Annotated in this window: 17 protein-coding genes; 1 reads left to right on the top strand and 16 read right to left on the bottom strand. The window is 65.8% G+C overall.

Going from position 1 to position 19057, the window contains the following annotated elements; all coding sequences use genetic code 11:
- Positions 1 to 5: 5 nt before the first annotated feature.
- Positions 6 to 2492 (top strand): ATP-dependent Clp protease ATP-binding subunit, encoded by a 2487-nt coding sequence (locus tag EII26_RS11260; RefSeq protein ID WP_124889260.1) that lies wholly within the window; start codon positions 6 to 8, stop codon positions 2490 to 2492.
- A 46-nt stretch (positions 2493 to 2538) separates the two neighbouring features.
- Here the strand turns inward: EII26_RS11260 and argH are convergent, their stop codons facing one another.
- The 16 genes from argH to flhA all read right to left on the bottom strand — a co-directional run bounded on the left by argH (position 2539) and on the right by flhA (position 18771).
- Positions 2539 to 3951, bottom strand: coding sequence for an argininosuccinate lyase (gene argH, locus EII26_RS11255; RefSeq protein WP_124889259.1), 1413 nt, complete (start codon positions 3949 to 3951; stop codon positions 2539 to 2541).
- Positions 3952 to 3966: 15 nt separating this feature from the next.
- Entirely contained in the window at positions 3967 to 4563 is a 597-nt protein-coding gene (locus EII26_RS11250; protein WP_124889258.1) for a DUF501 domain-containing protein, read from the bottom strand.
- A gap of 93 nt (positions 4564 to 4656) precedes the next feature.
- Complete coding sequence (locus tag EII26_RS11245; protein WP_124889257.1) at positions 4657 to 5082, bottom strand: S1 RNA-binding domain-containing protein; 426 nt, start codon at positions 5080 to 5082, stop codon at positions 4657 to 4659.
- 70 nt (positions 5083 to 5152) lie between these two features.
- Positions 5153 to 5728, bottom strand: a complete 576-nt coding sequence (locus EII26_RS11240; RefSeq protein ID WP_124889256.1) for a hypothetical protein — start codon at positions 5726 to 5728, stop codon at positions 5153 to 5155.
- Between the two features lie 8 nt (positions 5729 to 5736).
- Positions 5737 to 6285, bottom strand: coding sequence for a hypothetical protein (locus EII26_RS11235; protein ID WP_124889255.1), 549 nt, complete (start codon positions 6283 to 6285; stop codon positions 5737 to 5739).
- Between the two features lie 63 nt (positions 6286 to 6348).
- A complete protein-coding gene (locus tag EII26_RS11230; RefSeq protein ID WP_124889254.1) occupies positions 6349 to 6675 on the bottom strand; it encodes a hypothetical protein in 327 nt (108 codons plus the stop codon).
- Between the two features lie 68 nt (positions 6676 to 6743).
- Positions 6744 to 8339: a DUF342 domain-containing protein gene (locus tag EII26_RS11225; RefSeq protein WP_124889253.1), complete on the bottom strand. Its 1596-nt coding sequence runs from the start codon at positions 8337 to 8339 to the stop codon at positions 6744 to 6746.
- Positions 8340 to 8430: 91 nt separating this feature from the next.
- Positions 8431 to 9186, bottom strand: coding sequence for a FliA/WhiG family RNA polymerase sigma factor (locus EII26_RS11220; RefSeq protein ID WP_124889252.1), 756 nt, complete (start codon positions 9184 to 9186; stop codon positions 8431 to 8433).
- A 52-nt stretch (positions 9187 to 9238) separates the two neighbouring features.
- A complete protein-coding gene (locus EII26_RS11215) occupies positions 9239 to 9727 on the bottom strand; it encodes a chemotaxis protein CheD (protein ID WP_124889251.1) in 489 nt (162 codons plus the stop codon).
- Between the two features lie 2 nt (positions 9728 to 9729).
- Positions 9730 to 10362, bottom strand: a complete 633-nt coding sequence (locus tag EII26_RS11210; RefSeq protein WP_124889250.1) for a chemotaxis protein CheC — start codon at positions 10360 to 10362, stop codon at positions 9730 to 9732.
- Between the two features lie 11 nt (positions 10363 to 10373).
- Positions 10374 to 12431: a chemotaxis protein CheA gene (locus EII26_RS11205; protein ID WP_124889249.1), complete on the bottom strand. Its 2058-nt coding sequence runs from the start codon at positions 12429 to 12431 to the stop codon at positions 10374 to 10376.
- 86 nt (positions 12432 to 12517) lie between these two features.
- Positions 12518 to 13582: a protein-glutamate methylesterase/protein-glutamine glutaminase gene (locus EII26_RS11200; protein WP_124889248.1), complete on the bottom strand. Its 1065-nt coding sequence runs from the start codon at positions 13580 to 13582 to the stop codon at positions 12518 to 12520.
- Between the two features lie 7 nt (positions 13583 to 13589).
- On the bottom strand, positions 13590 to 14309 hold the full coding sequence (locus EII26_RS11195) for a flagellar brake protein (protein WP_124889247.1): 720 nt from the start codon (positions 14307 to 14309) through the stop codon (positions 13590 to 13592).
- 2 nt (positions 14310 to 14311) lie between these two features.
- Complete coding sequence (locus EII26_RS11190) at positions 14312 to 15223, bottom strand: MinD/ParA family protein (protein WP_124889246.1); 912 nt, start codon at positions 15221 to 15223, stop codon at positions 14312 to 14314.
- Complete coding sequence (gene flhF / locus EII26_RS11185; RefSeq protein ID WP_124889245.1) at positions 15220 to 16635, bottom strand: flagellar biosynthesis protein FlhF; 1416 nt, start codon at positions 16633 to 16635, stop codon at positions 15220 to 15222. Before flhF ends, EII26_RS11190 begins: the two co-directional genes overlap by 4 nt.
- Positions 16636 to 18771: a flagellar biosynthesis protein FlhA gene (gene flhA, locus EII26_RS11180; RefSeq protein ID WP_446718760.1), complete on the bottom strand. Its 2136-nt coding sequence runs from the start codon at positions 18769 to 18771 to the stop codon at positions 16636 to 16638. It abuts the gene before it with no gap.
- Between the last annotated feature and the right edge of the window lie 286 nt (positions 18772 to 19057).

Below are 19057 nucleotides of genomic sequence, written 5' to 3'. Positions count from 1 at the left end.
CAGCCATGTGGCAATTTTTTACGGAACGCGGCAAAAAAGTCATCCAACTGGCCCACCACGAGGCGCTTCGGATGGGGCACTCCATGGTGGAGCCCGAACACATTCTGCTGGGCCTGATTCACGAGGGGGGCGGCGTGGCCTGTCAGGCGATGAACGCCCTGGGGCTGGACCTGGAGCGCGTCAAGTCGCAGATCGAGGAGGCCATGGGCCAGTCCCGGCCCAACATGAAGTCCATCGACCTGCCGCTCAGCCCCCGCATGAAAAAGGCGCTCGAACTCGCCATGCTCGAGGCGCGTAACATGGGCGTCAACTACGTGGATACCGAGCACATGCTGCTGGGCATCCTGGGCGACGACAACAGCCTGGTCTCTCAGTACTTCTTCACGATGGGCGTCGACGCGGCAGCCGCCCAGAGGCAGATCGCGGCCATCCTGCAGGAGGGGGAGGGAAACCCCGACCCCAAGGGGCAGAACGCCGAACCGCTGTCGGACCGCCTCCGAAAGAAGGGGCGCTCCCGGACCCCCACTTTGGACCAGCTGAGCATCGACCTCACCCAGAAGGGGCTCGACGGCGAGCTGGACCCCGTCATCGGACGCGACCGGGAGATACGCCGCATCATGCAGGTGCTCTGCCGCCGGACCAAGAGCAACCCCGTCCTGATCGGCGACCCGGGCGTGGGCAAGACGGCCGTCGTCGAGGGACTGGCCCAGAGGATCGCCGACGGAGCGGTGCCGGAGCCCCTGAAGGACAAACGCGTCGTCCAGCTGAACACCGGCAACCTGGTCGCGGGGACGAAGTACCGGGGCGAGTTCGAGGAGCGTCTCCGGCGCATCGTCAAGGAGCTCAGCGACTCCGGCGACGTCATCCTGTTCGTCGACGAGGTGCACACCATCGTCGGGGCGGGGAGCGCGGAGGGGGCCGTGGACGCCGCCAACATCCTCAAGCCCAGCCTCTCCCGGGGCGCCTTTCAGATGATCGGGGCCACGACCCAGGACGAATACCGAAAGTACGTCGAACGCGACGCCGCCCTGGAGCGCCGCTTCCAGCCCGTCCGGGTGGAGGAGCCCAGCATCGAGGACACCATTCTGATCCTGAAGGGCCTGCGCGACCGCTACGAGACGCACCACCAGGTCTCCATCGAGGACGGCGCCCTGTCGGCCGCCGCCCAGCTCTCCGCACGCTACGTCCAGGACCGTTTCCTGCCCGACAAGGGGATCGACCTCATCGACGAGGCCGGGTCCCGGTCCCGCCTCCGCACCCTGGACCCGCCCGAGTCCATCCGGGAGCTGGAGCGTCGCCTCGAGGAGTCGCGCCGGCAGAAGGAGGGCGCCGTGCTGGCGCAGAACTTCGAGGCGGCGGCCCGGCTCAGGGACGAGGAGCACACCCTGGCCGACCAGCTGGAGGCCGCACGGGCCGAGTGGCGCGAGAACCGGACCCAACAGCGCGTCACGGTCACTCCGGAGGACATCGCCGACGTCGTCTCCGAGCTGACGGGGATCCCCGTGACGCAGCTCACCGAAGCGGAGTCCGAGCGGCTTCTGAGGATGGAGGAGGAGATCTCCGCCCGGCTCATCGGCCAGGACGAGGCGGTCGGCGCCGTATCGAGGGCCATACGCCGCGCCCGGACGGGACTTCGCGATCCGCGGCGCCCCATCGGGAGCTTCCTCTTCATGGGGCCGACCGGGGTGGGCAAGACCGAGCTGGCCCGCTGCCTGGCCCGCTTCCTGTTCGGCAGCGAGGACGCCATGGTCCGCATCGACATGAGCGAGTTCATGGAGAAGCACGAGGTCTCCAAGCTTCTGGGCGCCCCCCCCGGCTACGTGGGGCACGAGAGCGGCGGCAAGCTCACGGAGACGGTGCGCCGACGCCCCTATTCCGTCGTGCTGTTCGACGAGATCGAGAAGGCCCACCCCGAGGTCTACAACGTCCTGCTCCAGATTCTGGAGGACGGGCACCTGACCGACGGGCAGGGGCGCAAGGTGGACTTCCGCAACACCGTGGTCATCATGACCAGCAACATCGGGGCCAAGGAGGCCCAGCAGGGCAGCGCCCTGGGGTTCGGCGCAGCGGAGAGCGCGGAGACACGGGACTGGGAGCGTCTGAGGACCGTCATCCTGGACGAGGCGCACCGGGCCTTCCGGCCGGAGTTCCTGAACCGCATCGACGAGATGGCCGTCTTCCGCCCGCTCTCCCGCGAGAGCCTGATGCGCATCGTCGACACGATGCTCCTGGAGGTGCGCGAGCGCCTGGAGAAAAAGGGCATCCTGATCGGCATCAGCGACGGCGCGAAGAGCAGGATACTGGAGAAGGGCTTCAAGCCCAAGTACGGCGCCCGTCCCCTTCGCCGCGCCATCCAGTCCCTCATCGAGGATCGCCTGGCCGACTCCCTGCTCTCGGGGAAGTTCGCCGCCGGCAGCCACGTCTCGGTGGACGTCGAGGGCGACGGGCTGTCGTTCGCGGCCTCCGCCCCTCCGGTCCCCGCGGCCCAGTGACGACGAAGCCCCGGCCGACAAGGCCGGGGCTTCGTCGTTTGGCCCTTTACGTTTGCCGTTCCAGACGGCCTCGCCTCTCCGCCAGCGCGTCTTGCCGAGCGGCCAGGCGCTCCCGTCCCTCCGCGATGCGCAGCGCGACCTGCCGGAAGCCCGTACCGCCGTAGGTGTTCCGGCGCTCCACGCTCGCCTCCAGGGAGAGCAGTTCCAAAACGTCCGGACCGGCCTCCGGGATCTGCTCCCGCCACGCCTCCGGGGTCAGGTCCTCGAATCGGATTCCTCTCTCGATGCAGTGCTTCACCAGCCTGCCGACCTTCCAGTGCGCCTCGCGGAACGGGACGCCCTTCAGCACCAGGTACTCCGCAACGTCGGTCGCCAGAGCGAACCCCTTCTCCAGGCCGGCCCGTGCCGCCGCCTCGTCCGCCTCGGTCCGGGCGAGCATCGGCGTCAGCACCTCCAGGACCGACTCCACCGTGCCGATCGAGGCCCAGAGCCCGCGCTTGTCCTCCTGAAGGTCGCGGTCGTAGGTCATGGGCAGCCCCTTCAGCGTGACCAGCAGGTCCATCATGTGCCCGAGCACCTGGCCGGTCCTGCCCCGGACCAGCTCCAGGACGTCCGGATTCTTCTTCTGCGGCATCATGCTGGACCCCGTGCAGAAGGCGTCCGGAAGCCTCAGCCACCCGAACTCCTGCGTGCTCCAGATGATGAGGTCCTCCGCAAGCCGGGAGACGTGCACGGCGAAGAGCGCGGCGAAGTGGTGGTAGTCCGCCATGTAGTCCCGCTGGGCGACCGTGTCCAGGCTGTTGCGCGTCGGGCGGTCGAAGCCCAGCAGCCGCGCGGTCATCTCCCGGTCCAGGGGCAGCGTGGACCCCGCCAGCGCCCCGGCGCCCAGCGGGCACTCGTTCAGCGCGTCCAGGGCGAAGTCGAGGCGTCCGCAGTCCCTGAAAAAAGCCTCGAACCAGGCCATCCAGTAGTGGCCGAGGGAGATGGGCTGCGCCTGCTGGAGGTGCGTGTAGCCCGAGACGATGACGGGACGATGGCGCTCCGCCCGGTCCAAAAGCACCGCCAGGAGACCGTGCAGCGCCTCTTCGAGGGCCAGAAGCCGGTCCCGCAGGTAGAGGCGCACGGTCGTCGCGGTCTGGTCGTTGCGGCTGCGGCCCGTGTGCAGACGGGCCCCCGAGGGCTCTAGAGCCGTCAGCCGGTTCTCGACGTTCATGTGAACGTCCTCCAGCGACTCGGAGGGCTCGAGCGCGCCGGACCGGATCTCCTCCAGGACCCGCATCAGCCCCGCCTCGATCCTGGCGGCCTCCTCGGCGCTCAGCAGCCCCACGGCCCCCAGCATCCTCACGTGGGCGACGCTGCCCCGCACGTCGTGCCCGGCCATGCGCCAGTCCAGATCCAGGGACTGGCCGAACTTCTGCAGCACCTGCGCGGTGTCCTCACCAAAGCGCCCCTTCCACATCCGCATCACCCTCCGTCATTCAAGACACAGGCGGACCATCTCGCCGCCACAATCCCCATCCAGCCCCTCCGCGACCAGCCAAGGCTCCCCGGGGTGCCGCGAGAGCCCGAGCCACGAGGCCGTCTGGAGGTGCACGCACTTCACGCGGATCTCCGCTCCGTAGCGAATTCCCCCGACCCCTCCGAGCCTCAGCCGCTCCAGGACTCCGGGGCGGAAGCGGCGCAGCAGCTCCCGATCCAGAGGGCTCATCAGCTTCAGACGAAGAAGCTGATGGTCCCGATTGTACGGACGCCACGCTTCGGGCGCCCATCGCGTCAGCCAATCCTCCAGGCGGCGGACGCCCCCGTGGGCCTCGACCGTCCCGATTTTACGCAACAGCCAGGGGCAGACGAGCCAGAAGGTCGTTGGAAAGGGACGCAGGCCGGCGAGAGGGGCGCAGACGAGGACGCGCGCGCCCCCAAACCGGCAGGGACGCCCCACCCCCAGGATCAGGGACGGGTCGAAGCGATGCCCCTCCATCCGCCGCTCCAACGCCCTCAGCTCCCCGGGGCGAAGGGTCCTATAAAAAAAGGGAGGCGTCCGCCCCCCGGGAAAACCGAAACACACGTCCACCCTAAAGCGCCCTCCCCGAGCCCGCTCCAAAGGACACCTTTCCCCGATCCCGCACGGCGCGAAACGGCGGGACACCCAAGCCGTAACGGGGCACTACCCTCTGGGACGTCCCCCCGACTTCTTCCGACCGGACTTGGAGGCGTTCATCTTGCTGTTGAGGTCCGCGATCTTGGCCTCGCTCGTCTTGAGGAAGAAGGCCATCTTCTTCTCGAAGCTGTCCTTTTCCTCGCGGGAGGCCGGGGCCTGGATCAGGGGACGTTCCTCGACCTTCTTCAAGGAGAGGTCGATGCGCCCCTTCTCGTCGATCTTGATGACCCGAGCCTTGATGTTCTGCTGCAGCGAGAGAACATCCTCCACCTTCTTCACGAAGTTGAACGAGAGCTCGGAGATGTGGATCATCCCCCTCTGCCCCGTAGGCAAACGGACAAAAGCACCGTAGGGCATGATCTGCTCCACCGTGCACTCCGCCAAATCCCCCACCCGCACCGAAGACGTCTCCGCCTTCTTCTCCTCAGTCATGCGAATTACGAACCTCCCAAGCGTATTATAAGGAGCGCGCTCTTGCCCGGGCGCCCTTCCGGGGACAACGTCAAACCCAACGCCATTCCGGCTTTTCCCGAACCCCAAGCCGACGACAGAGGTACAGGCCCCTGGGGTTGAAATGCCTGCTCTGGGGATTATACCAGATCAGGAGCGTCCCCCGCTGCTTATTCAGGGTCAGCTTGGCGACGGCCCCCTCCACGATCGGACCGTACCAGGCCAAAACCATGACGCCCGGCTCGGCCGGGCGGGCTTTCTGCCACTGCAGGCGATTCCGTCGCTCCTGAGGCAGGACCTGCGCCCTCTTCAGCTCCGCACGGACGGATGCCCGCAGGGGCCGGGCCGTCCCGATCCGAAGCTCCCGGGGAGCATAACGCGTGATGCGGCTCCCCTTCACCCGGACGAGCTCGGAGGAGAAACGGAAATCACGGCTCGAGCAATTCAGGCCACCGATGGGAAGAAGTTCGGCCGACAGGACCCTGGCATGCGTGCGGACCGCGTGGGTTGCCACCTCGCGCCGCAGGGGCAGCACAGCCGGAGCGGGCAGGGCCGCGACGCGACGATGGACTTTGACGCGCCCCAGAAAGTGCCGCGAGAGGTAATCCCGAATCTCCGACAGGGACAAGGAAACGCCTACTCCTCGGACAGGGAGACCAGCGCCTTCTGAATGCGGCCGAAGGGCTCCAGGAGCTCCATCGTCCGGGCCGCATCGACCAGCATCTCGGCAACCTGCCTGATCTCCTCGGGCCGTGTGCCCGGCGGAAAGGCGGCGCGCAGGGGGGCGCTGACGGAATCCGCCTGAACCAGCACGACCTCGGGCTCCCCCGTGGGTTCCACGCTCCCCGCCGCCTCGAGCGGAGCGTGGGTGGACGCGGAAAGACACAGGGCCTTTCCCTTGCCCGCCGTCTTCAGAGGGACCGTAAGGTCCGCCTCGCAACAGATCCAAAGCGGCGGGTTGGCCTCGACCGCACCGATCAGGCTCTGCAAAATCAGCTCCTCGCGCAAATAGACGTCCAGCGCGCTGCCGTAGAGGATGCGTTCGAGCCGCGAGGGGCGGATCGGATCGGTATAGCGGAAATCCATCGGTATCCCCCGCAGGTCGACGACGAGCGAGGCTCCGCGGAACTGCCCCTCGGCCCCCTCGACGACGACGTATCCCAAGCTGTTGTTCGATGACGCCATCCGCTTCCCCTTTCACCTCATCAGGACAAAATCCTCGGCCGTCCGCTTCCCCGCTCTCCCGGGTCAGGCGTAAAAATCGAAGGAACCGGAGGCTGTCCCCTTCTCCTCACGGCCCTCCTCCTCACCTCCGGCGGACCGAGCCGAACGGCTGAAGGAATCGCGTCCCTCGTCCCGGCGACGCTCCCGCTGCTCGTCCTCGTCCCGGCGCTGCACCTTCCGCACCTCGGCGGCGGCCGCGCCGGCCTGCACCATCTGGGTGCGCCTCACGCTCTCCTGGACCACCTCGTGCCCCTGCCCGGTCTGCTGGGCCGCGGCAAGGGCCTCCCTGGAAACCTGAGCGCTGTGTTCCACGTTGAAGTGGGCCATCAAAAGGCTTATGGGCTGAACCAAAGGAACACCTCCTCACCATCGGGCCAGGGCCGCCGGCCCCTCCGCGAGGGGGGCGGCTCCGTCAAAGGTCAAGGCTGGTAATCGAAGGGTTTCAGGACGACCGAGCCGTTCTCCACGACGAAGGAGCTGAACCTGCAGGCCTCCCGCACCACGTAGGAAACGCCGCGGAGGGAGATCTGAACCCCGGGATAACAGATGTCCCGGGCCCGCACGACCCCCTTCACACGGAAGGATTCGATGCCCTCCTCGAGGGCCTTGAGCTCCTCAGTCATCGGCTTCAGGGCCGCCTGTATCTGGAATTTCATCTTCGTGGCCGACAACAGCATCGCCCGCTTCTGGTCGTCGAGCTGCCCTGCGGCCTCGAGCTTTTTCAAAAATACGATATTGGCCTCGAGCTTCGCCAGGTTGTCGTTGTTCTGCGCGACGTCGGCCTGAAGGAGGCGCCGGCGCTCGAGCTGCTCGGGAGGAATTCCAACCACGATCTCGGTCCGGGTCCCCATCTCGCTTCCCAGAATCTGGCAGGAGACCTCCACCCCGGCCTCGACCCTGCCGCCCGCGATCTGGGCCTTGGGCCCTCCCATGACGATGACGGCCCTCTGGGCGGTCACCTGACTGTGGAGGAGAGCGTTCTTGACGGAGACGGTCCCCCCGCTGCGGATGGTGGCCTGATCCGCGAAGCCGAGGGTGACGTCGCCCGCCGCCCGAATCATGCCCTTGGACATCCCGCGGACGCCGCCGTGAATGACGATGTCGGACTGGCTCTCCACGCGGGCTCCCTCGACCATCTCGTTGATCTCGATGTCGCCCGAGGAGACGACGTGAAAGCCCTCCCGGACGGCCCCCTTGATGCGGACCGTCCCCGTGAAGTCGATGCTGCCGACGCCGAAATCGACGTCCCCCGAAATCTCGATTTCAGGGACCACCGTCAGCTTGCGGTTCTTCCAGGCCAGCTGTCCGTCGACCGCCGCGACCAGGGAAAGCTCGTTCCCCTCGGCCGTCTCCAGCCCGTCCCCGGCGGGAAACGAGACGTCCTTCACCGCCGCCGTCCTGATCGGCGAGCCGATGACGGTGGTCCCGTCCACCCCGGGCACGGCCGGGTGCTTCACCGCAATTTCCTGGCCCTTGAGGACGCTGACAAGGGTCGTTCGGCTCCAGTGGTCGACCCTCTCGTCCTCTCCGACCTCCGGGGGCCTCTCGGGGTCGACCAGAAGTTCGATCCTGGCGTGCCGACCGTCGCGCGGTGGGGTCCCCTGCGCGACGACCGTGGAGTCGTCCAGCGGCCTGTCCGCGACCAACGCCGCAATGGCGGAGTCGTCAATGCCGAAGACGACCCCCTTCTGGGCGAGGGCGTCCCTCACGTCCCGCTCGGTCGGCCAGGGCTTCGTGAAAAAGGGGGCCTCCAGGGTCGCCGTGGCGTACATGTTGTCCCTCGCCAGACGAATCAGGACCCGGCCCTCCTTCTCCTGAAGGGGATCCCGGGGCGCTATCCGAAACGGGGTCCGGCTCTTCTCCCGAAGGAACTCCTCGAGGAGCCGCGCATCGTATTTCCGTACCCCGTTTTTTCTGAGGAACGCAAGCGCCTCGGCCTGGGAGAACCCGTCCTTCAGGGCCGAGATCCATACCCCCCGATCATCCGCCTCCAGCTTCAGAATTTCCTCGCACAAAGCCGCACCCTCCTTGGTCGGTTTTGCCGGCCTCCTCGACGCCTCCGCCGCGCAAGAACCTCGCCGCGGGAAACGAAACCCTTCCGAAAAATCAGCCTACGTTCACCCTGAGGATCGCCCTGAGAGCGGAGAGAGCGCGCCCGTGGATCTGGGAGACCCGAGACTCCGTCACGCCCAGGACCCGGCCGATCTCCTTGAGGGCAAGCCCCTCGTAGTAGTAGAGCGACAGGACCTGAACCTCCCGCTCGGGAAGCTGCTTCATCGCGTCGACGACCCGCTTCAGCTCGTCCTCGCGGTCCAGGAGCTCCACAGCGCCCTCCCGGCCGTCGGAGAGGATCCCCTCCAGGGAGACCTCCCCATCCTCGAGCTCCATGACCTCGTCCAGGGAGGCGACGTAGCTTCGGCTCGACAGCTCCAGCACCTCGCGATAGGCCTTCTCGTCGACGCCCATCTCCTCCATGACCCAGTCGTCGCGCAGACGGCCCCGATCCCTGAGCACCTTTTCCGAGGCCCTGTTCAGCCTCTGGAGCTTTTCCCGGCCGGTCCGGGAGACCCAGTCGCACTTGCGGAGTTCGTCCAGGACGGCCCCCCGAATCCGGGGAACGGCGAAGGTCCGGAAGGAAAACCCCTTGGAAAGGTCGAAACGCTCGATCGCATCCAGCAGGCCGAAGATGCCGAAACTCCACAAGTCCTCGTAGTCCAGGCCCGGCGGCGGGGTAACCGTCATCCTCCCAACCACATATTTGATCAGGGGAAGGTAGCGTTTGACAATCCGCTCCCGGCACGCCGGCGTGGGCGACCGCGCGTACTCCTCCCACAACTCGGCATCGGAGGCTTCAAGGCTCAAGGAATCTCCCTCCCGTCCTCCATCTCCTCGGCCCCTTCGGTCAAGGAAGGACCTATATCTCCGACTTCCCCTTGCCCAGGGTCTTGATCGTCAGAATCCAGTTGTCCGTGGAGAACTCCACGGTGCGCCCCTTGTTTCCGCCCGTGTCCGAGGCGATCAGGGGAATCCCCACCTTGGCGAGCATATCCGTCGTCTCCTTGACGTTTCGGGCGCCCACCGCCAGAAAATCCGTCTGGGCCCCGGGCAGGGCGAACATCTGAGCGCCTCCGGCGATCTTCGCCTTCATGCGGGCCTTCGAGGCGCCCTTCTTGATCATCTCGTCGAGAAGGGCGGGCACCGCCGTGTCCGCGAACTTCCCCACCTTCTCGATCGTCTTCGCCCCTCGGCTGTCGGGAAGCATGATGTGGACCATGCCGGCAACCTTGGCCACGCTGTCGAAGACCACCAGCCCGATGCAGGAGCCCAGCCCCAGGGTCACCAACTTCGCAGGAGCGCTGACGACCACCAGGTCGGCCATTCCCACGTGGTAGGCATTTTCCATGGCTAAAGCACCTGCAACTTTCTCAGCAAGAGCTCGAGGGCGTCGGGGTCCGGCAGCATGATGATGTTGCCGGAGATGGGCTCGCCCCCCGTCCCCTCGACGCGAAGCTGGGTGTTCACCACCAGAGCCATCTCCCCCATCTGGCCGAAGATGGAGGCGACCACGTCGAGGATCGAGGCCAGCATGTCGTGCGCGACACCGGGCACCGAGATCTGATGCTGGGTCCCGATCAGAAGGTTGATGGCGTTGAGGAAGGAGCTCAGGATGATGTTGCCCACCTCGGTCAGGGCACTGTCGGTCATCTCCTGCGGAAGATCGGGGGGGACGGAATCCCCGAACTGCTGCTTCAGCAGCAGGTCGACCATCATCCGGGCGTCCTCCTCCTTCTGGATGAAGATCAGGCTGCACCCGAAATCCCCCAGGGAACGGACGAACACCGCCGCGATGAGCTCCATGGGGTCGCCGTAATGCTGGGACAGCTCGTATATCGAGACGAGCTCCGCCTTCGGTACGTCCATGTCGATCATGCGGCAAAGGAGCTTCGACAGCGCGGTCGCCGCATTTCCCGTGCCGATGTTGCCGACCTCCCGGATGGCGTCCAACTGCATATAGTTGAATGAACTCAAATCAAGCATTGGGACCTCCGCTACCCCTTGGTAGAGTAAAAGGACGCCACGTCCAAAATCAAAGCCACGTTGCCGTCGCCGAGGATCGTACCGCCCGTGATCCCCCTGATCTTGGAGAGGAACCGCCCCAGGGACTTGATGACGATCTCCTGCTGCCCTATCAGTTCGTTGACGATGAAGCCGATTTTGTTTTTGCCGATCTTGACCACCACGACGGGATACTCGTCGCGCTCCGTGTCGTCCATCGCGGTGCCGAGCACGTCCCCGAGGTCGCTGAGCGACAGCACCTCGCCCCGCAGCAGGGTCGCCGGGGCGCCATGGACCGTCTTGATGTTCTCCTTCTTGACGAGGATCGTCTCCTCGACGTTCTCGAGCGAGATGGCATAGGTCTCGTCGCCCACCTTGATGAGCAGGGAGAGGACGATGGCGAGCGTCAGGGGCAGACGGACGTAGACCCGCGTCCCCTCGCCGAGCCTGGACACGAGGTCCAGCTGGCCTCCCAAGGCCTCGACCTTCGACTTGACGGCATCCATCCCGACGCCGCGCCCCGAGATGTCCGTGACGGCCTTCGCCATGCTGAACCCCGGGATGAGGACCAGCTGCACCGCCTCCTCGTCGGACATCGCCGCGGCCTCCTCCTCGGAGATGATGCCGCGTTCGACGGCCTTCTGCTTGACCCGCTCGGGGTCGATGCCCGCACCGTCGTCGGAGACCTCGATGATGACGCCGCTGCCCTCCTGATAGGCGGATATCTTCAGGATGCCCTTCTCGGGCTTCCCGGCGGCCCGACGGTCCTCGCGCCGCTCGATGCCGTGGTCCAGGGAGTTGCGGATCAGGTGCACCATGGGGTCTCCGATCTCGTCGATGACCGTGCGGTCCAGCTCGGTGTCCTGCCCCTCGAGGACCAGTTCGATGTCCTTGCCCAGCGTCTTCGACAGGTCGCGGATCAGGCGCGGGAAACGGTCGAACGTGAAGGAGACCGGCACCATGCGCAGCTTGGTGACCAGCTCCTGAATATCGCCCGATATGCGCCCCAGCTGGGAAAGCGGCTCGTCGAACTCGCGAAGGCGGGCCTCCTGGACCAGACGCTCTATTCGGGCGCGCCCGATCACCAGCTCTCCGACCAGGTTCATGAGCTTGTCCAGACGGCCGATATCCACCCGGACCGTCTGGCTCGCCTTCTTGCTCCCCTCCGCCTTGGCGGCGGGTGCGCCCCCCACGGCGGCTTTGGGAGCCTCGGGCTTGGCGGGCTCGGCCTTCGGCGCCTCCGGCCTGACGGGTTCGGACCTGGCGGCACGGGGCTCGGGCTCGTCCGGCCGCGCGGATTCGGACGAGCCGGACCGGACCTCCCGCAGATCCACCGAGGCCACGTCGCTGATCTTGAGCGCCGCCTGCCGGATCTCCTCCGACGGGGAGGACGAACCGATGAAGACCGAAAACTCCATCCCGAACTCCTCGTTCTCGAGGGCCTCGACGGAGGGCTCGGTCTTGATGATGTCCCCCATCTCCTCCAGGCGGTTGACCACCATATAGGCACGCGCCGCCTTGAGGAGGCAATTCTCGCTCAGGGTGACGCGCAGGCCGTAGACGGTCATCCCCAGCCCCTCCGCCTCGGCCACCCACTCCGACTCCTGACCGGAAAATCCATCCAGGGACGTTGAAGCCGGAGCCTCGGCCGGAGCCGCAGGCGCCGGCTCCTTGTTGCGCAGGGAGGCGACCAGGGAGGATACGTCGAGGTGGGCGTCGCTGCCTCCGCCCCTTATCGAGTCCACCATACCCTGTATCGAGTCTAGGGCGGTAAACAACAGATTCATATCCGAATCGACAAGATGGCGCACCCCCTTGCGCGCCTCGTCCAGGCGGTCCTCCATCGCGTGGGTCAACCCGGCCATCTTCTCGAACCCCATGGTCGCCGACATACCCTTCAGCGTATGGGCGGCCCTGAAGATCTCGTTGATGACATCCATATTGACCGTGTCCTTCTCCAGGGCCAGCAGAAGATCGTCAAGCTTATGAAGGTTGTCGTCCGCCTCGTCCAGAAACGCTCCCAGGTATTGGCTCATGTCCATGTCCGTCATGACTTACCATCCCCAAACTCGTGATTTCCAAAAATTGATCGTTCTATGGTTTTTCGGCAGTATGAGTGCCCTGACTTTATATGTGTCTATCCCTTGAGATTTTTGAGCAGAGAGTCGGGAATCTCCGGCAAGGGAAGCAGTTCGTCCACGACGCCCGCCTCCACCGCAGCCTTGGGCATTCCGTACACCACACAGGTCTCCTGGGACTCCGCAATGATGCGAGCCCCCTTCCGGTGCAGCGCCGCGGCGCCGTCCGCTCCGTCCCGCCCCATTCCCGTGAGGACGACCCCCAGGGCGTTGCCTCCGTACTCGTCCGCCACGCTCAAAAACATTATATTCGCAGATGGCTTGACAGACAACACCGGCGGGGCGTCCGAGAGCTCGCAGAACGCCCCGGCGCCCCTGCGGCGAATCAGCAGATGGCGCCCCCCGGGGGCGATCACGACGAGCCCCGGCTTGAGGGCCAGACCATCGAAGCCCTCGACGACCGACAACTCGGACACCGCATCGAGCCTCCTGGCGAAGGAGGCCGTGAAGTCCCTCGGCATGTGCTGCGTCACGACGATGGGGACCGGAAAGTTGCCCGGCAGACAGGACAGAAGCTGCTGCAACGCCACGGGACCGCCCGTCGATGCGGCGATCGCTACAATTTCACGTCGTCCCCTGGCCCCCACGGGACGCGGCCCCACGCCCGAAACCGGACGGGGACGCGGCAACGGGGACTCCCTGCGGGGGGGACGGATCCGGGCCGTCCTCGCCATCAGGACCTTGGCGATCAGGTCGGCTCCGACGGCCTGTATGTCCATGGATATGGCGCCCGAGGGCTTTCCCACGAAGTCGACGCAGCCCAGCGACAGGGCCTTCAGGGTCACCTCGGCCCCCTCCTGAGTCAGGCTGCTGACCATGACGACCGGCATGGGGCGGGTCCTCATGATCTCCTCCAAGGTGGCGAGCCCGTCCTTCCGGGGCATCTCCACGTCCAGGGTCACGACGTCGGGCGCCAGCGAGGCGATCTTCTCCAGGCCGTCCACCCCGTCCCTGGCCGTCCCCACGACCTCGATACGCGGGTCGGAGGACAGGATGTCCCCCAGCATCCTCCGCATCAGGGCGGAGTCGTCGACGATCAGCACCCTGGTCTTCCTCTCGCTCATGGTTCCCTCACGCCCCCCGCGTGTTCAGTTCCTGCTGACGGATAAATCCGCCCATCAGCTTCTCCGTGAAGGCGGGAAGCCCCTCGTAGGCCATCCCCACCTCCATGCGCCCCTCCTCGTCGACGTTGAACACCTTGATCAGGCGGCACACGATGAAGAACTCGGTCTCGCCTATCGTGGTCTGCAGAAGATAACGCCCCCGTTCCCTGCAGAAAGGCGCGTCCTCCTTCCGGAGAAGCACCCCGGCCCCGCCGAGGCTGATGTCCCGAAGCACGACGGGAAACCAGTGCCGGTCGGGCAGGTCGTCCGGCGCAGCGGCCCCATCCTGCTCGAGCTCCAACAGGAAGGCCCGGCCTTTGAGCATACAGGGAACCCGGACGAACATGCGGCGCTGGACCTTCTCGAGCGGCGCCTTGAGGGACAGCCACAAAAGGGGGATCGGAACGTTGATGACGTGCCGCACGATCTCGGCCTGCCCCTGATAGAAACAACCGCTCGACTCGATCTTCAGATCGAGCTCCAGGCTGCGGGACATCGGAAGGAGCGCCCCCTTGAACATCGGATGCGCGACGCCGAGCAAGGGAAGCTCATCCCCCGAGGGATCGGAGAGGTCCTCCAGCCGGGAGGCATAGCTTCCCTTATAAAGCCCGTTCGTGATCCCGAGCTCCATCTTCGATCCAATGAGGGTCTGGAGAACGCTTCGTGTTTTTTCCTGTTCTACCGGCATGATCACTTCTCCATAAAGAAAGCTCTGGACAGGCGCAGAAAAAAGGCCTTGAACCCCTTCGGCGCGAATGAGGGCTCCCTATGTCCGCCCCAAAGACCCAGCAAGCCGTCCACGAGTCTCCGGACGCAGGCCCCGGCTGGAGCGGCTGGAAAAAGACGGTAAAACGACCGTCTGAGGCGCACCGCCCGCCCCACCGTCTCGTCCCTCAGAACGCAGCCCAAATAGACGGGAGCGCGCCCCAGGAACTGCTTTGCGGCCATCACGATGCGGTCGGCCACCTCACGCGCCTCTCGCTCACTGGCGGCCATGTTCACGACGAGCAGAAGCTCCCGCTCCTCGGCAACGCCCCCGATCGACTTGATGACGCCATAGGCGTCGCGGACCGAGGTCGGCTCGGGGGTGGTCACCAGGACCGTGGTATCCGCCGCCAGGGCGAAGGCCAGAACCCCCTTGTGGATGCCCGCCCCCGTGTCCAGCACCACGATGTCGGCCCGGTCCTCCAAAAGCCCGAGGGCGTCGATCACCCCCGCCAGCTCGGCATCGTCGAGGTCGGCCATCTCCTTGAGGCCAGCCCCTCCCGGAAGGATGTCCAGACGCTCCTCGAGGGGCACCAGCACGTCGTCGAGCCGCCGGCTTCCGTCGACGACGTGGGAGAGGTTGAAGCGGGCACTGATGCCGCACAGGATGTCGATGTTCGCCATTCCCAGGTCCGCGTCCAGCAGGACGACCCTTTTGCCCTGGTCGGCCAAAGCACAGGAGAGGGCAAGCGCCAAGTTGCTCTTGCCCACCCCCCCCTTGCCGCTGAGGACGGCGACCGTCCTCGGCCCGGCCCCGCCGTTCTGCCGAACCTCCCGGCGTTGGGCCTCGACAAGGCGTCTGAGGTCCCCGGCCTGATCCGACGGAGCGAAGCTCATTCCATCCGACGCCCCCGATCCGTCGACATCAAAAGCTCCGCGATGCGCTTCCCCGAGGCCGTCTCGATGTCATTGGGCACGTTCTGCCCCGCGGTCAAAAAGGACACGGGGCATCCGAGGACCTGGCGAATATTGAAAATGGCCCCGTAACTGACCGTCTCGTCCAGCTTGGTGAAGATCAGATGGCTGATCGGGATATCGGGTATATGGTCTACGACGTCCAGCATATCCCGGTATTTCATGTTGGCCGCCAGGACGAGGTGAACCGCATCGGGGGCGAAGGCATTGTAGAGCGTCTCGAAGGCCTCGAGGCTCTTGCGGTCCCTCTGAGCGCGTCCGGCCGTATCAAGCAGGATGAGCTCGGCATCCGCGTGGTCCGACAGGACCGATGGAAAGCTCTCCGCGTCGAAGACCACCTCTATGGGAACCCCCAGTATCTTAGCATAGGTGCGCAGCTGATCGACCGCCGCGATGCGATAGGTGTCGCTGGTCAGGAGCAGCACATCCTTATGCTCCCAAAGCGCCTGGATCGCGGCCAGTTTCGCGATCGTGGTCGTCTTGCCGACCCCCGTGGGCCCCAGGAGCATCACCTTCCGCCCCCCCGTAGCCGCCCCCGCATCGTCCCCCGAACACGGGATTCTGGAGCCCAGCCAATCGACGAAGGGGAGGCGCCTCTGCGAGGCGCCGTAGCCCGCGATCAGCTCCGAGACGAACCGCTCGTCGACCTCCGCGGCCCTCAGCCGCTCCTCGACGTCGCGCTCGTCCCAGGCCCCCGGGGCTTCGCCCTCCCCGAGGGGCAGGCCCGCACGAAAGGAGCCGCCCGCCGCCCCTTTGGGACGGTCCCCTCTGGAGGCATCGGAGACGCCCAGGCGCTTCATCAGGGAGTCGAGGCGCTGCGACAGGGCCCCCACCTCCTCCTTGAGCATCTGGGCGTCCGAGGCGGAAATCGTCCCCGGGCGGGGCGACGGCTCGGCCCTGTCCCGGTAGGCGTTGCTCAGCCCCTCGGAGGAGAGGCGGACACTGTCCCCGTCCGCCGAGGCCGTGACGCCCCCCGCCGCGGGGGTGTAGAGCGTCCTCGCGGGGTCGGGCTGGGGGCGCGGCGCCGCGGCGACCCCCTGGGAGGCCGCGGAACGCTCCTTGAACTCCATCAGCTTCTGAAAGGCGATCAGGCTCTCCCGCCGGGAGGCCTCGTCGTCCCGGGACTCCCTGGCCCTGGACTCCTTTTTGGGCTCCTCCTCGAGGATTCCGGCCGAGACCAGCAGGACCGAACGCTGAAAAAGCCCCATAAATCCTCCCACGCGCACCGGCCTCGTGGAGAGAATCACGGCATCCTTGCCCAACCGCTCGGCCGCCAGTCTCAGGGCGTCCGCATCGTCCCTGGCCTCGAAGGTGATCTGATTGACAACCCGCATCTATTCCACCATTCCCACCGTTTTTATTTGTACGCCATGAGCGATCTCGTTGTACGATACCACAAAGACGTTCGCTATGGAGCCCTCGATGAGGCGCCGCACGATCAGCCTGACATTGGGGTGCACCAGCAGCACGGGAGCCTGGTTCTTGACCAGCATCTCGTCGACGGCGCGGGATATCGCGGCGATCATCCTCTGAACCTCGCGCGGGTCCATGTTCAGCTGCCAGCCCCGGGCCAGGTCCCCATCCACGCTCGCCATGATCTTCTGCTCCCAGTTCGGGGACAGCGTCGCCGCCGTGACCACCCCGTCCGCCCCCTGGATCTTCAGGGAAATTAGCCGGGACAGGGACTCCCGCGCGCGTTCCGTCAGAAAATCCACGCTCCGGGACAGCTTGCCGTAATCCGCCAGCGCCTCGAAGATCGTCACGAGATCGCGGATCGGCACCTGCTCCCGAATGAGGTTCTGGAGCACCTTCTGAATCTCCCCGAGGGACAGGGACCCCAGAAGCTCCTCGACGACCGCCGGGGCACTCTCCTTGACCATATCGGTCAGCTTCTGGACCTCCTGACGCGTCAGAAGGTCCGCCCCGTTCCTCCGGATGACCTCCGACAGATGGGTCGCCAGAACGGACGGTGCGTCCACCACCGTGTACCCCATGGCCTCGGCCTTGTCCCGAAGGTCCGGGGATATCCAGAGCGCGGGCAGGCCGAAGGCGGGTTCCGTCGTCGGAATTCCGATCAGCTCCTCCTCGACCCCGCCCGTGTTCATCGCCAGATAGTGGTCCGGAAGCAGCTCGCCGCGCCCGGCCTCGGCCCCCTTGACCCGGAGGACGTACTCCGTGGGCTTGATCTGGATGTTGTCGCGGATTCGGATGGGGGGGACCACGACGCCAAGCTCCACGGCCATCTGCTTGCGGATCGTGCCGATCCGCTCCAGCATGTCGCCGCCCTGGGCCGGGTCCACCAAGGGAATGATCGCGTAACCGATCTCGGCCTCCATGGGCTCCACGGTCAGGAGGCGCATGACGTCCTCCGGCGAAGCCGGCGCGGGCCTCGCCTCGCTCCCGGCCTGGGGGGCGCCCGGCGGCGGCATACCGGCCCCCGAGGGCTGCGCCGCCGTTCCGGAACGCGGCCCCTCCCCCTCGATCTCCTGCGCCGTCCCCTCGCGGGCGACCATGTAGCCCAACCCGCCCATCAGAGACCCCAGGATCACGAATGGGACCGTGGGGAGGCCGGGGAGGAAGGCCAGAGAGAACAGCAGGCCGGAGCCGATGTAGAGGGGACGCGGATATTTGGTGAAGGCCGTTACGATATCCTGCCCCAGGTCGGAGGCCGCGGCCGCCCGCGTCACGATGACGCCCGTGGCCGTGGAGAACAGCAGGGCGGGAATCTGCGAGACCAGCCCGTCGCCGACGGTCATCAGGCTGTAGAGCGTGGCGGCCCTCCCGGCGGGCATCCCCCTCTGGAACACGCCGATCGAGAGCCCGCCCACGATGTTGATGGTCGTGATGATGAGGCCGGCGATGGCATCCCCCTTGACGAACTTGGAGGCGCCGTCCATCGCCCCGTAAAAGTCGGCCTCCCTCTGGATGTCCCTGCGCCGCGCCCGGGCCTCCTGATCGTCGATGAGCCCGGAGTTCAGGTCGGCATCGATCGCCATCTGCTTGCCCGGCATGGCGTCCAGGGTGAACCGGGCCGCGACCTCGGCGACGCGCTCCGCGCCCTTGGTGATGACCAGAAGCTGAATGATCACGAGGATCAGGAAGATCACGACGCCGACGATATAGTTGCCCCCGACGACGAAATTGCCGAACGCCATGATGATCTCGCCGGCATATCCGTTCAGGAGGATGAGACGGGTCGTGGAGACGTTCAGAGCGATGCGAAAAAGCGTGACGATCAGAAGCAGCGTCGGAAAAACGGACAGGTCGAGCGCCCGCTTCACGTAGAACGTCACCAGCAGGACGACCACGCCCAGGGTGATGTTGGTGGACAGCAGGATGTCGATCAGCCACGTGGGGAGAGGGATCACCATCATGACGACGACGAGGACCATAAGGAGGGCGACGCCGACGTCCGAATAGTGCAGAATTTTTTTGAGCATGGACTTCTCGAGCCCCGCAGTCTCAGCCAACCTGGTCCCTCCCGATCGCTGCCTTTTAAATCAAAACGGCAACACCACGAGACGCCTCCCCACCACGGGAAGACGCCCCCAAAATTTCGCGCATCCTCTCAATTGTACACTATAAAGCGACCCAAACGGCTGCATCTGTCGCCGGACTGTGATAATGTCATCCCTTAACGGGACCGAGAGAATGTCACCCCCCCCTCAGGACAGGAGCCTCTTGGATAATGGAGGCATGAGGAATTCAGGTGACTTGAAATTGCCCGTCAAGCAAGCGCGCAAGGTATTCGTCCTG

The sequence above is a fragment of the Fretibacterium sp. OH1220_COT-178 genome (assembly GCF_003860125.1).
Taxonomy (GTDB): domain Bacteria; phylum Synergistota; class Synergistia; order Synergistales; family Aminobacteriaceae; genus CAJPSE01.
The sequence above is the reverse complement of the archived record's forward strand: the minus strand, read 5'-3'. Positions and strand labels throughout refer to the sequence as shown.

Excerpts from the sequence above, each read along its gene's own strand:
- EII26_RS11200 (WP_124889248.1), bottom strand. The coding sequence starts at position 13,582 with ATGAGCGAGAGGAAGACCAGGGTGCTGATCGTCGACGACTCCGCCCTG.
- EII26_RS11190 (WP_124889246.1), bottom strand. The coding sequence starts at position 15,223 with ATGAGCTTCGCTCCGTCGGATCAGGCCGGGGACCTCAGACGCCTTGTC.
- flhF (WP_124889245.1), bottom strand. The coding sequence starts at position 16,635 with ATGCGGGTTGTCAATCAGATCACCTTCGAGGCCAGGGACGATGCGGAC.
- EII26_RS11195 (WP_124889247.1), bottom strand. The coding sequence starts at position 14,309 with ATGCCGGTAGAACAGGAAAAAACACGAAGCGTTCTCCAGACCCTCATT.
- argH (WP_124889259.1), bottom strand. The coding sequence starts at position 3,951 with ATGTGGAAGGGGCGCTTTGGTGAGGACACCGCGCAGGTGCTGCAGAAG.
- EII26_RS11205 (WP_124889249.1), bottom strand. The coding sequence starts at position 12,431 with ATGACGGACATGGACATGAGCCAATACCTGGGAGCGTTTCTGGACGAG.
- EII26_RS11210 (WP_124889250.1), bottom strand. The coding sequence starts at position 10,362 with ATGCTTGATTTGAGTTCATTCAACTATATGCAGTTGGACGCCATCCGG.
- EII26_RS11245 (WP_124889257.1), bottom strand. The coding sequence starts at position 5,082 with ATGACTGAGGAGAAGAAGGCGGAGACGTCTTCGGTGCGGGTGGGGGAT.
- EII26_RS11215 (WP_124889251.1), bottom strand. The coding sequence starts at position 9,727 with ATGGAAAATGCCTACCACGTGGGAATGGCCGACCTGGTGGTCGTCAGC.
- EII26_RS11260 (WP_124889260.1), top strand. The coding sequence starts at position 6 with ATGTGGCAATTTTTTACGGAACGCGGCAAAAAAGTCATCCAACTGGCC.
- EII26_RS11235 (WP_124889255.1), bottom strand. The coding sequence starts at position 6,285 with ATGGCGTCATCGAACAACAGCTTGGGATACGTCGTCGTCGAGGGGGCC.